The organism is Hephaestia sp. MAHUQ-44 (assembly GCF_023806085.1).
Classification (GTDB): domain Bacteria; phylum Pseudomonadota; class Alphaproteobacteria; order Sphingomonadales; family Sphingomonadaceae; genus Sphingomonas.
Genome location: NZ_JAMSLX010000006.1, coordinates 26,112 through 39,200, shown reverse-complemented (window position 1 = coordinate 39,200; position 13,089 = coordinate 26,112). Strand labels below are relative to the sequence as shown.

At 65.9% G+C, this 13,089-nt stretch carries 6 protein-coding genes and 1 pseudogene; 3 read left to right on the top strand and 4 right to left on the bottom strand.

The window, feature by feature from the left end:
- Positions 1 to 80: 80 nt before the first annotated feature.
- Positions 81 to 443: pseudogene (locus NFE57_RS08225) on the top strand (integrase core domain-containing protein); the annotation flags it as partial.
- Positions 444 to 521: 78 nt separating this feature from the next.
- On the opposite strand, the gene NFE57_RS08220 reads toward NFE57_RS08225, so the two are convergent.
- On the bottom strand, positions 522 to 1,673 hold the full coding sequence (locus NFE57_RS08220; RefSeq protein WP_252135093.1) for a hypothetical protein: 1,152 nt from the start codon (positions 1,671 to 1,673) through the stop codon (positions 522 to 524).
- Positions 1,674 to 2,055: 382 nt separating this feature from the next.
- On the opposite strand from NFE57_RS08220, the gene rpoB reads away from it, so the two are divergent.
- Together rpoB and rpoC are read left to right on the top strand one after the other, a co-directional pair.
- Positions 2,056 to 6,207, top strand: a complete 4,152-nt coding sequence (rpoB, locus tag NFE57_RS08215) for a DNA-directed RNA polymerase subunit beta (protein ID WP_252135092.1) — start codon at positions 2,056 to 2,058, stop codon at positions 6,205 to 6,207.
- Between the two features lie 94 nt (positions 6,208 to 6,301).
- Positions 6,302 to 10,579: a DNA-directed RNA polymerase subunit beta' gene (rpoC, locus tag NFE57_RS08210; protein WP_252135091.1), complete on the top strand. Its 4,278-nt coding sequence runs from the start codon at positions 6,302 to 6,304 to the stop codon at positions 10,577 to 10,579.
- 195 nt (positions 10,580 to 10,774) lie between these two features.
- On the opposite strand, the gene NFE57_RS08205 is transcribed toward rpoC, so the two are convergent.
- The 3 genes from NFE57_RS08205 to modA form a co-directional block, all read right to left on the bottom strand.
- Positions 10,775 to 11,398, bottom strand: coding sequence for an ATP-binding cassette domain-containing protein (locus tag NFE57_RS08205; protein ID WP_252135090.1), 624 nt, complete (start codon positions 11,396 to 11,398; stop codon positions 10,775 to 10,777).
- Positions 11,388 to 12,080, bottom strand: coding sequence for a molybdate ABC transporter permease subunit (gene modB / locus NFE57_RS08200; protein ID WP_252135089.1), 693 nt, complete (start codon positions 12,078 to 12,080; stop codon positions 11,388 to 11,390). Before modB ends, NFE57_RS08205 begins: the two co-directional genes overlap by 11 nt.
- A gap of 142 nt (positions 12,081 to 12,222) precedes the next feature.
- Positions 12,223 to 12,990 carry a molybdate ABC transporter substrate-binding protein gene (gene modA, locus NFE57_RS08195; protein WP_382280012.1) on the bottom strand — a complete coding sequence of 256 codons (768 nt, stop codon included), beginning with the start codon at positions 12,988 to 12,990 and terminating at the stop codon, positions 12,223 to 12,225.
- Between the last annotated feature and the right edge of the window lie 99 nt (positions 12,991 to 13,089).

Here is a 13,089-nt window from a genome sequence, read left to right as displayed (position 1 = left end):
CGACCATGCACGCCGTCCGAGCAGCAATACAGCGATCGCAAGCGTCGCTCGCGGCGGTGAGCCGAGCACTGGGGATCAACTTTCACGAGGATATCGCGGAGGTCCAGACCGCTGAAGGCAGGCTTTACCTGTTCGTCGGCATCGAGCATCGGCTCACCAAGCCAAGCCATCCTTGGACCAACGGGCAGGTCGAGCGGATGAACCGCACGATCAAAGATGCAACCGTCAAACGCTTCCACTACGCCAGCCATGGCGAATTACGGGTGCACCTCGCCGACTTTTTGGCGGCCTACAACTTTGCGCGCCGGCTCAAGACGCTCAGCGGCCTCACACCCTACGAATATATCGTCAAAACCTGGGCGTCAGAGCCAGAACGCTTCATCGTCAATCCAATCCGCCAGATACCGGAACTGAATGACTGGCGTCGGTCCGGTTCTCATTGAACCGGAGCGTCACTGGATTATCTTTTGTTTGTCGCAATTTCGGAGTTGCCAGATGATTCCATCTGGCTCGAAATCACTCTACCGCGTCAACGCAATCGCATGGGCATGTTCGCCGACGCGATCGTACATCCGGGCCGGGGCATCGAGCCAGAAGGGCTGCATCTTGGCGGAGCCCGGCTGGGCGATGCCGACGACATGGCTGGTCGCGGTCTGGCCGTGCTGGTCGGTCCCCCAGTGATAGAGCGCGTTGATCGCGACCAGCGGCACGAACATCGGCCGCCCCTGCACGGTGACGACGTTGACAGCTTCCTTGGGCAGCAGCGCGATCGCCCGCACCGTCCTGGTTTCGCCGGCGGCAAGATCGAACGCGGCGACGATCGGCGCCTCGACGGGGTCGTCGAGATAATCACGCAACTCGGCGTCGTGATGGTCGCCCGCGGTGAAAAGCTGCAACGCAATCCGCACGTCGCGCGCGGCAGCGTCGCCCTGGTTGCGCACCACCAGTTCGTAATCGACCGCGGCGCTGAGCACATTCATCCCCGCGCGCCGAGGACGGAAGCCCAGATCGAGCCGGGGCCGTTGGGCAGCGCGGGACGGCAACGGCGCGATCGGCTCGGCTGCGGTATCGGCTGCCGCGTCCTCGGCGTCAGGGCCGGCGCGACGGCGCGCCAGCCACAACCAGGCGAGCCCGACCACCACGATCGCGAGCAACACCAGCACCAGCGGCAGCAGCGATCGCCCGTTCGGGCCGTCGGGCGTGTCGGCCAGCGGTGTCGCGGTGGCGATAGGGGTCGGCACGGGTGAGGCGACGGGCGACGGCGCGGCGACCGGGATCGGGGCGGGCGTCGCTTCGGCCTGCGGCTCGGGGGGAGGCGTCGCGGTCGGCGCCTGCATGGGGGCCGCGGTCGCGCGCGGCGCCGGGGTGCGCTGTGGCAGCGGCGCCGCACTCGGCGTCGGCAGCGGCTGGATCATCAGCGGCGACGCGCGGGGCGTCGGGGCGGGTGGCGGCGTGGCGGTGGGCGCCGTGCTGGCGCGCGGTGTCGGCGCGGTGCGGGGTGTGTTTTGCGGTGCGCGCAGTCGATCGTTCGACGGCGGCAGGCTGAAATTCTCGAGGCCGGGAATGGTGTTCGGCAGCGTGGTTTCCGCCGGCGGGGTCTGCGGTGTCTGGGCCTGGTCCTGCGCACGCGCCGGCCCGCCGGCGAGCGCCAGCCCGACAAGGCCCGTGGCCACGAACGATCGGTGCGAAATCATCACATCCCCGGTGAACGGCCTCGCCTAGGCGCGTCAAGCTGAACGCTTGCCAACTGCGGCGCGCGCAGGGCGGCGGCTGCGCCGGAACGGGGCGAAGCCGCGCCGAAACGTGCGCCGATGTGGCGCAATTGACACGTTTGGTCTGCGTCCCTATATCGCCAGCCGTCGCAATCTCCGGGAAATGATGCGCCGTCGCGCAGCGCATCAGGCGGATAGGGGATCGCGGTTTCATACGACGCTTGAAAGCTGCCGTCTTCCGGCGAGGAAGGCGCGTGGCTTTTTTGGCGTCGTTTCGCGTGCACGCGTGCCGGCGAATCGGGCCGGCGACACGACGATTCTTTTTGTGAGGGCGAATCTCCACATGGCAACCAAGGTGATCGACGGCGGTACGCACAAGCGCCGCCTCCGCAAGGTGTTCGGCAACATCCACGAAGTGGTGCAGATGCCGAACCTGATCGAGGTTCAGCGCGAATCCTACGAACAGTTCCTGCGGTCCGATCCCGCGATCAGCTATGTCTCGGGGCTGGAAAAGACGCTGCGCAGCGTGTTCCCGATCCGCGATTTCGCTGGCACTGCCGAGCTCGATTTCGTCAATTACGAGCTTGAGCCGCCCAAGTTCGACACCGACGAGTGCCGCCAGCGCGGCATCACCTATGCCGCGCCGATGCGCGTGACGCTGCGGCTGATCGTGTTCGAGGTCGATCCCGATACCGAGGCCCGCTCGGTGCTCGATATCAAGGAGCAGGACGTCTACATGGGCGATATGCCGCTGATGACGTCGAACGGGACGTTCATCATCAACGGCACCGAGCGTGTGATCGTCAGCCAGATGCACCGGTCGCCGGGCGTGCTGTTCGATCATGATCGCGGCAAGACGCACTCGTCGGGCAAATATCTGTTCGCGGCGCGGGTGATCCCGTATCGCGGCTCGTGGCTCGATTTCGAGTTCGACGCCAAGGACATCGTCAACGTCCGCATCGATCGCAAGCGCAAGCTGCCGGTCACCGCGCTGCTCTACGCCCTCGGCCTCACCAGCGAGGAAATCCTCAATCACTTCTACAACCGTGTCACCTATGTGCGCGGTGAGGGCGGCTGGCAGATTCCGTTCGCGGCCGAGAACTGGCGCGGCGTCAAGCCGACCTACGACATCGTCGACGCCAAGACTGGCGAAGTCATGTTCCCGGTGGGCCAGAAGATCTCGCCGCGCGCGGCGAACAAGGCCGCCAAGGACGGGCTCGAAACGCTGCTGATCCCGACCGAGGAGATTTTCGGCCGCTATTCGGCGCTCGATCTGATCAACGAGACCACCGGCGAAATCTACATCGAGGCGGGTGACGAAGTGTCGCCCGAGAATCTCGAAAAGCTCGATGCGGCGGGCATCGATCGCATCGAATTGCTCGATATCGATCACGTCACGACGGGCCCCTGGATTCGCAACACGCTCAAGGCCGACAAGGCCGAGGAGCGCGAGCAGGCGCTTTCCGACATCTATCGCGTGATGCGCCCCGGCGAGCCGCCGACGCTGGAGACCGCCGAGGCGCTGTTCTCCGGCCTGTTCTTCGATCCCGATCGCTACGATCTGTCGGCGGTGGGGCGCGTCAAGCTCAACATGCGCCTCGATCTCGACGTCGAAGATACGGTGACGACGCTGCGCACCGAGGACATCCTTGCGGTCGTCAAGACGCTGGTCGATCTGAAGGACGGCAAGGGCGAGATCGACGATATCGATAACCTCGGCAACCGCCGCGTGCGCTCGGTGGGCGAACTGCTCGAGAACCAGTATCGCGTCGGCCTGCTGCGCATGGAGCGCGCCGTCAAGGAGCGCATGTCGTCGGTCGATGTGTCGACGGTGATGCCGAACGACCTGATCAACGCCAAGCCCGCGGTCGCCGCGGTGCGCGAGTTCTTCGGCTCGTCGCAGCTCTCGCAGTTCATGGACCAGACCAACCCGCTGTCCGAAGTCACCCACAAGCGCCGCGTCTCGGCGCTCGGGCCGGGCGGTCTGACCCGCGAGCGCGCGGGCTTCGAGGTCCGCGACGTTCACCCGACGCACTATGGCCGTATCTGCCCGATCGAGACGCCCGAAGGCCCGAACATCGGGCTGATCAACAGCCTCGCATCGTTCAGCCGCGTCAACAAATACGGCTTCATCGAGACGCCGTACCGCAAGGTCATCGACAACAAGGTGACCGATGACGTCGTCTATCTGTCGGCGATGGAAGAGCAGAAGCACACCATCGCGCAGGCCAATGCCGAGCTGAACGCCGAGGGCGGCTTCGTCGAGGAGATCGTCTCGTCGCGTCAGGCGGGCGAATTCCTGATGGCGATGCGCGACACGATCACGCTGATGGACGTCAGCCCCAAGCAGCTCGTCTCGGTCGCCGCCTCGCTGATTCCATTCCTCGAGAACGACGACGCCAACCGCGCGCTGATGGGTTCGAACATGCAGCGCCAGGCGGTGCCGCTGGTTCGGGCCGAGGCGCCGTTCGTCGGCACCGGCATGGAAGAGACCGTCGCCCGCGATTCGGGTGCGGCGATCGCCGCCAAGCGCTCGGGCGTGGTCGATCAGGTCGATGCCGCGCGCATCGTGATCCGCGCCACCGGTGAGGTCGATGCCGGCAAGTCGGGCGTCGACATCTACACGCTGATGAAGTTCCAGCGCTCGAACCAGTCGACCTGCATCAACCAGCGGCCGCTGGTGAAGGTGGGCGACGCGGTCAATGTCGGCGACGTCATCGCCGATGGTCCGTCGACCGAATTCGGCGAGCTGGCGCTCGGCCGCAACGCGCTGGTCGCGTTCATGCCGTGGAACGGCTATAATTACGAGGATTCGATCCTGCTTTCCGAGCGGATCGTGAAGGACGACGTCTTCACCTCGATCCATATCGACGAATTCGAGGTGATGGCCCGCGACACCAAGCTCGGGCCCGAAGACATCACCCGCGACATCCCCAATGTCGGCGAGGAAGCGCTGCGCAACCTCGATGAGGCGGGGATCGTCTATATCGGCGCCGAAGTGGAGCCGGGCGACATTCTGGTCGGCAAGATCACGCCGAAGGGCGAAAGCCCGATGACGCCGGAGGAAAAGCTCCTCCGCGCGATCTTCGGTGAAAAGGCGTCGGACGTGCGCGATACGTCGCTCCGCCTGCCGCCCGGCGTGTCGGGGACGATCGTCGAGGTGCGGGTGTTCAACCGCCACGGCATCGACAAGGACGAGCGCGCGATGGCGATCGAGCGCGAGGAGATCGAGCACCTCAAGAAGGATTCGGACGACGAACGCTCGATCCTCAACCGCGCCACCTGGAGCCGCCTCAAGGAAATGCTGCTCGGCCAGGTCGCGACCGCCGCGCCCAAGGGCATCAAGAAGGGCAGCGAGATCACCGTCGAGCTGCTCGACAGCGTCGATCGCCACGAATGGTGGAAGTTCGCGGTGCAGGACGACAAGGTCCAGGGCGATCTCGAAGCCGTCAAGGCGCAGTATGACGAGGCCGCCAAGCATATCCGCGAGAAGTTCGAGGATCGCCGCGAGAAGCTCGAGCGGGGCGACGAACTGCCGCCGGGCGTGCTCAAGATGGTCAAGGTCTTCGTCGCGGTGAAGCGCAAGATGCAGCCGGGCGACAAGATGGCCGGCCGCCACGGCAATAAGGGTGTGGTCAGCCGCATCCTGCCGCAGGAAGACATGCCGTTCCTTGCGGACGGCACGCCGGTCGATATCGTGCTCAACCCGCTGGGCGTGCCCAGCCGCATGAACGTCGGCCAGATTTTCGAGACGCATCTCGGCTGGGCGGCGCGCGAACTGGGCCACCAGGTATCGCAGGCGCTCGAGGAATGGCGTGAGGCCAATCCCGATCCGGCGCCGGGCGCGATGCCCGATGCGGTGAAGGCGCGGCTCAAGGAGATCTATGGCGATCACTATGCGGACGACATCGATTCGCGTGACCGCAACCAGATCATCGAACTGGTGCAGAATGTGGCGACGGGCATCCCGATGGGCACCCCGGTGTTCGACGGCGCCCGCGAAGGCGATGTGTCGACGATGCTGACGATGGCCGGGCTCGATCCGTCGGGCCAGTCGGTTCTCTACGACGGCCGCACCGGCGAACAGTTCGATCGCAAGGTGACGGTGGGCATCATCTACATGCTCAAGCTGCACCATCTGGTCGACGACAAGATCCACGCCCGCTCGATCGGGCCGTACAGCCTCGTCACTCAGCAGCCGCTGGGCGGTAAGGCGCAGTTCGGCGGCCAGCGCTTCGGTGAAATGGAGGTGTGGGCGCTCCAGGCCTATGGCGCCGCCTACACCTTGCAGGAAATGCTGACGGTGAAGTCCGACGACGTGGTTGGCCGCACCAAGGTCTATGAGGCGATCGTCAAGGGCGACGACACGTTCGAGGCCGGCATTCCCGAGAGCTTCAACGTGCTCGTCAAGGAAATGCGCAGCCTCGGCCTCAACGTCGAACTCACCACCGACGAGAGCGACGACGACGGACAGCCGGCGATCGCGGCCGAATGATCGGGTGAGCGCTGCCCTTCAAGGGGCGGCGCTCATCATCGCCCCCACGTCCCGCGCTCTTGTCCCGCGATTTTCCCTCAGAGGAAATTGAACCATGAACGAACTGACCCCCTTCGCCAATCAGGCCCAGAAGCCCGAGACCTTCGACCAGATTCAAATCGGCATCGCCTCGCCGGATCGCATCCGCTCGTGGTCGTTCGGTGAGATCAAGAAGCCCGAGACGATCAACTACCGCACGTTCAAGCCCGAGCGTGACGGCCTGTTCTGCGCGCGCATTTTTGGCCCGATCAAGGATTACGAATGCCTGTGCGGCAAGTACAAGCGCATGAAATACAAGGGCATCGTCTGTGAGAAGTGCGGCGTCGAGGTCACCGTCTCGAAGGTCCGCCGTGAACGGATGGGCCATATCGAGCTCGCCGCACCCGTCGCGCACATCTGGTTCCTGAAGTCGCTGCCGAGCCGCATCGGCCTGCTGCTCGACATGCAGTTGAAGCAGCTCGAGCGCGTGCTCTATTTCGAGGCGTATATCGTGATCGAGCCGGGGCTGACCCCGCTCGAAAAGTTCCAGCTCCTCACCGAGGATGAGCTGCTCGAAGCGCAGGACGAATATGGCGAGGACGCCTTCTCGGCCGGGATCGGCGCCGAGGCCGTGCGCATCATGCTCGAAAGCCTCGATCTCGAAGGCGAGAAGCAGCAGCTGCTCGACGAGCTCGCGGTCACCAAGTCGGAACTCAAGCCCAAGAAGATCATCAAGCGTCTGAAGGTCGTCGAGAGCTTCCTCGAATCGGGCAACCGCCCGGAGTGGATGATCCTCGAAGTCATCCCGGTGATCCCGCCCGAGCTGCGCCCGCTGGTGCCGCTCGATGGCGGCCGCTTCGCGACGTCGGATCTGAACGACCTGTATCGCCGCGTGATCAACCGCAACAACCGCCTCAAGCGGCTCATGGAACTGCGCGCGCCGGACATCATCGTCCGCAACGAAAAGCGTATGTTGCAGGAAGCCGTCGATGCGCTGTTCGATAACGGCCGCCGTGGCCGCACGATCACCGGCGCCAACAAGCGGCCGCTCAAGTCGCTGTCGGACATGCTCAAGGGCAAGCAGGGCCGCTTCCGCCAGAACCTTCTGGGCAAGCGCGTCGACTATTCGGGCCGTTCGGTGATCGTGACCGGGCCGGAACTCAAGCTGCACCAGTGCGGCCTGCCCAAGAAGATGGCGCTCGAACTGTTCAAGCCGTTCATCTACGCCCGGCTTGACGCCAAGGGCCTGTCGATGACGCTCAAGCAGGCGAAAAAGTGGGTCGAGAAAGAGCGCAAGGAAGTCTGGGACATCCTCGACGAGGTGATCCGCGAGCATCCGGTGATGCTCAACCGCGCGCCGACGCTCCACCGTCTGGGCATCCAGGCGTTCGAGCCGGTGCTGATCGAGGGCAAGGCGATCCAGCTTCACCCGCTGGTCTGCTCGGCGTTCAACGCCGATTTCGACGGCGACCAGATGGCCGTCCACGTGCCGCTGAGCCTCGAGGCTCAGTTGGAAGCGCGCGTGCTGATGATGTCGACCAACAACATCCTCAGCCCCGCCAACGGCAAGCCGATCATCGTGCCGTCGCAGGATATGGTGCTCGGGCTCTATTACATCTCGATGCTCAAGGAAGGCGAGCCCGGCGAGGGCATGATCCTCGCCGATCTGCAGGAGGTACACCAGGCGCTCAACGCCGGTGCGGTGACGCTGCACAGCCGGATCACCAGCCGCGTCCCGCAGACCGACGAGGAAGGGAATACCTACCTCAAGCGCTATGAGACGACGCCGGGCCGGATGCTGCTCGGCGAGTGCCTGCCCAAGAGCTTCAAGGTGCCGTTCGACATCGTCAATCGCCTGCTCACCAAGAAGGACGTGGGCGACGTGATCGACGAGGTCTATCGCCACACCGGCCAGAAGGAGACCGTGCTGTTCGCCGATGCGATCATGAGCCTCGGCTTCCGCCACGCGTTCAAGGCCGGCATCTCGTTCGGCAAGGACGACATGGTCATCCCCGCCGCCAAGGAAGCGATGGTCGAGGAGACGCGCGCGCTCGTGAAGGATTACGAGCAGCAATATCAGGACGGCCTGATCACCCAGCAGGAAAAGTACAACAAGGTGATCGACGCCTGGAGCCGCTGCGGCGATCAGGTCGCGAACGCGATGATGGACGAGATCAAGGCGGTGAAGCGCGATCCCGAAACGGGCCGCGAACTGCCGATCAACTCGATCTACATGATGGCGCACTCGGGGGCGCGTGGTTCGCAGGCGCAGATGAAGCAGCTTGCGGGCATGCGCGGGCTGATGGCCAAGCCGTCGGGCGAGATCATCGAGACGCCGATCATCTCGAACTTCAAGGAAGGCCTGACCGTCCTTGAATATTTCAACTCGACCCACGGCGCCCGCAAGGGCCTCGCGGATACCGCGCTCAAGACCGCCAACTCAGGCTATCTGACGCGGCGTCTGGTCGACGTCAGCCAGGATTGCACGATCGTCGAGGAAGATTGCGGCACCATCCGCGCGCTCGAAATGAAGGCAATCGTTCAGGGCGGCAGCACGATCGCGTCGCTCGGCGAGCGTATCCTGGGCCGCACCACGGCCGAGGATATCGTCGATGCCAAGTCGGGCGAGGTCATCATCGCGACGGGCACGCTGCTCGACGAGGCGATGATCGCGCAGATCGAGGCGATCGGCGTGCAGGGCGTCAAGATCCGCTCGCCGCTGGTGTGCGAGGCCAAGATCGGCGTGTGCGCCAAATGCTACGGCCGCGATCTCGCGCGCGGGACGCCGGTGAACATCGGCGAGGCGGTCGGTGTCATTGCGGCGCAGTCGATCGGTGAACCGGGCACCCAGTTGACGATGCGGACCTTCCACATCGGCGGCGCGGCGCAGCTCAACGAGCAGTCGAACCTCGAAGCGCCGTCGGACGGCAAGGTCGAGTTCCGCGATCTGCGCGTGATCGAGGATCAGCGCGGTCGTCGCGTGGTCACCAGCCGTTCGGGCGAACTGGCGATCCTCGACGAGGACGGCCGTGAGCGCGCGGTGCATCGCATCCCGTACGGCGCCTATCTGATGTTCGACGACGGCCATATCGTCACCAAGGGCGATCGCATGGCCGAGTGGGACCCGTTCACCATGCCGGTGATCACCGATACGCCCGGCACGGTGAAGTACCAGGATCTCGTCGACGGCAAGACGCTCACCGAGCAGGCCGACGAGACCACGGGCATCACCCAGCGCGTCGTCACCGAATATCGCGCAACCACGCGCTCGAAGGAAGATCTGCGGCCGCGGCTGACGTTGCTCGACAGCGAATCGGGCGAGGCGGGGCGCTATGTCCTCGCGGCGGGCGCGGTGATCTCGGTCGAGGATGGCGCCGAGGTCATGGCGGGCGACGTGCTCGCGCGTGTGGCGCGTGAAAGCGCCAAGACGCGTGACATCACCGGCGGTCTGCCGCGCGTGGCGGAGCTGTTCGAGGCGCGCAAGCCCAAGGAAAATGCGATCATCGCCAAGGTCACCGGCCGGGTGGTGTTCGGCAAGGACTATAAGGCGAAGCGCAAGATCGGCATCCAGCCCGAGGATGGCGGCGAGATCGTCGAATATCTGGTGCCCAAGTCGAAGGCGATCGACGTTCAGGAAGGCGATTACGTCAAGCGTGGCGACAATCTGATCGGCGGCAGCCCCGATCCGCACGACATTCTGGAAGTCCTCGGCATCGAGGCGCTCAGCGAATATATGGTCGCGGAGATTCAGGAGGTCTATCGGCTCCAGGGTGTGAAGATCAACGACAAGCACATCGAGGTGATCGTTCGCCAGATGCTGCAGAAGGTCGAGATCACCGACGGCGGCGACACCACGCTGCTCGCGGCCGAACAGGTCGATCGCGAGGAGATGGACGCGATCAACGCCAAGCTCGACAAGAAGCAGACGCCGGCGCAGGGCAAGCCGATCCTGCTCGGCATCACCAAGGCGTCGCTGCAAACGCGCAGCTTCATCTCGGCGGCGTCGTTCCAGGAGACCACCCGCGTCCTCACCGAGGCGGCGGTCCAGGGCAAGCAGGACACGCTGATCGGCCTCAAGGAGAACGTGATCGTGGGCCGGCTGATCCCGGCGGGCACGGGCGCGGGCATGAACCGCCTGCGCATCGCCGCCACCAGCCGCGACGCCGCGCTCCGGGCGCAGCAGCGCAAGCTCCAGGAAGCGCTCATCGCCGCCGAAACGGCGGAGCAGCAGCGCAAGGCCGAACTGGCGCAGGACCCGATCGACGCGATGGTCACCGCCGACGCGCTCGAAAAGGTCGAAGTGTCGGGCGACGGCAGCGACGAAGCCGCGGGCGATTACCTGAACAAGGAGTGATCCTCCGGTCGTTCAGCACAGCCTGAAACAAAGGAGCCGCCGTTCGGGATGGTCCGGGCGGCGGCTTTTTTTATGCGCACTCCGTTCGCCCTGAGCCTGTCGAAGCGCCGCTCCTTCTTCTCGGCCGGAAAGCGCAGGACGGTGCTTCGACAGGCTCAGCACGAACGGAGGAGAGGGCGTCAGCGGGAACCCGCCTCACATCCGCACGATCCGCGTCCCCAGCCGCTCGGCTTCCTCGGGGTCGTGCGTCACCATCAGGATCGGCAGCCGCACATGGTCGCGGATATGGAGGATCGCGCGCATGATCTCCTCGCGCCGCGCGCGGTCGAGCGACGACAGCGGCTCGTCGAGCAGCAGGAAGCGCGCGCCCGACAGCAAGGCGCGGCCGATCGCCACCCGCCGCGCCTCGCCGCCCGATAAGCTGCGCGGCCAGCGTTCGAGCAGATGCCCGATGCCCAGGAATTCCACGGTATCGCCGAAGCCGAGCCTTGCGCCGGGGTGGCAGCCATAGAGCAGGTTCGCGCGCACCCTTTTGTGTGGGAACAGCCGCGCCTCCTGAAAGACATAGCCCGCGCGGCGCGCCTCGGGGGGCAGGTCGATCCCCGCCGCGGCGTCGAACAAGGTCTTGCCGCTGACGCGCACATATCCCCAATCGGGCCGGAGCAGCCCCGCGATCATGTTGAGCACGCTCGTCTTGCCGATGCCCGAGGGGCCGAACAGCACCGTCAGCCCGCCGTCCACGGCGAACACCGTGCCGATCTGGACGTCGCCCAGCCGGCGCGTGACGTCGATCTCGAACGATAGCGGCTCAAAGGACATGGGTGCCCCGCCCGCTACGCCGCGCCAGTGCCTCGCTCGCGACCAGCGCGACCAGCGACAGCGCCACCGCGATCATCGCCAGCCGGAACACCTCGGCATCGCCACTGGGGCGCTGGAGCGCCGAATAGATCGCCAGCGGCAGCGTGCGGGTCTCGCCGGGCACGTTCGAGACGAAGGTGATCGTCGCGCCGAACTCGCCGATCGAGCGCGCGAAGCCCAGCACCAGCCCCGCGAGCACGCCGGGGATGCTGAGCGGCAGGGTCACGCTCCAGAACACCCGCGCCGGGCGCGCGCCCAGCGTGCGCGCCGCGCTCTCGAGCCGCCCGTCGACCGCCTCGATCGACAGTCGGATCGCGCGGACCATCAGCGGCAGTGCCATCACCCCCGCCGCGATTGCAGCACCTGTCCAGCGGAACAGCACGCTGGTGCCGAACCAGTCGGCGAGCAGCGCCCCCAGCGGCCCGGTCGGGGCGAACGCGATCAGCAGCAGCCAGCCGGTGACGACCGGCGGCAGCACCAGCGGCAGATGCACCAGCGCGTCGAGCAGGATTTTGCCGGGAAACCGCGCGCGCGCGAGCACCCACGCCAGCGCGAACGCCACCGGTAGCGTTGCCGCCATCGCCACCGCCCCGACCTTGAGCGACAGCAGGATGACGGTCCATTCGGCAGGCGTGAGCGTCATGGCGGCGTCATATTCCCCCCGGCGTCACCCCGGACGTGTTCCGGGGTCCAACGTCCCACACATCAAGGCGTCTCGCCTCTTGCCGCTCGTTGGATGCCGGAACAAGTCCGGCATGACGGTGAAGGCAATATGACGATCGTCGTCAACGCGGCGTGAAGCCGTAGCGCGCGAAGATCGCCTTGCCTTCGGCCGAAACGAGGAACCGCCGGAACCCCTCGGCATCGGGGCTGGTCGCGGCGGTCAGCCGCGCGATCGGATAGGTGATCGGCGGGTGGCTCGCCTCGGGGAACACCGCCACCACGCGCACCTTGGCCGAGGCGCGTGCGTCGGTCGCATAGACGATCCCGAGCGGCGCCGCGCCGCGCTCGACCAGTGCCAGCGCCGCGCGGACATTCTCGGCGGCAACGACCTGCGGTTGCGTCGCCTCCCACAGCCCAAGCTGCTCCAGCGCAGCCTTGCCATATCGGCCCGCGGGCACCGCGCTCGTATCGGCCATCGCCACCGGCTGCGACGCCAGCCGGTCGCGCAGCGCGGAGACCGGCCCCCTCGCGATATGCCGGTCGGCCGTCACGATCACCAGCCGGTTGCCGAGGAAGGTGGCACGGCTTGCGGGCACGATCAGCCCGCGCTGTTGCAGCGCATCCATCCATGCCTCGTCGGCGGAGACGAACAGATCGGCCGGCGCCCCCGCTTCGATCTGCCGCGCGAGTGCGGAACTGGCGGCGAACGATACCACCGGGCGCGGATGCCCCCTGGCCGCCCAGGCATCGGCGGCATCGGTCATCGCTTCCTGCAAGCTGGCGGCGGCAAGCACCAGCGGCGCGCTGGCCTCGCGCGCGCATCCCGCCACCGTGCCGAGCCCGGCCAGCGCGAGCATGGCGGTGAAGACGATCGCAATCCGCTGCCGCATGGTGTCTCGTGCCTTCGTCGAATCGGGCGCCCTTGGTACGCCAGAAGCGCGTGCCACCGCGACTCCCCCGTCACCCCGGCCGCGTTTTGGGGGGCAACG

What these genes read in the sequence shown, in the direction of transcription:
- rpoB (WP_252135092.1), top strand. Translation starts at nt 2,056, where the DNA reads ATGGCAACCAAGGTGATCGACGGCGGTACGCACAAGCGCCGCCTCCGC.
- rpoC (WP_252135091.1), top strand. Translation starts at nt 6,302, where the DNA reads ATGAACGAACTGACCCCCTTCGCCAATCAGGCCCAGAAGCCCGAGACC.
- NFE57_RS08205 (WP_252135090.1), bottom strand. Translation starts at nt 11,398, where the DNA reads ATGTCCTTTGAGCCGCTATCGTTCGAGATCGACGTCACGCGCCGGCTG.
- modB (WP_252135089.1), bottom strand. Translation starts at nt 12,080, where the DNA reads ATGACGCTCACGCCTGCCGAATGGACCGTCATCCTGCTGTCGCTCAAG.
- modA (WP_382280012.1), bottom strand. Translation starts at nt 12,990, where the DNA reads ATGCGGCAGCGGATTGCGATCGTCTTCACCGCCATGCTCGCGCTGGCC.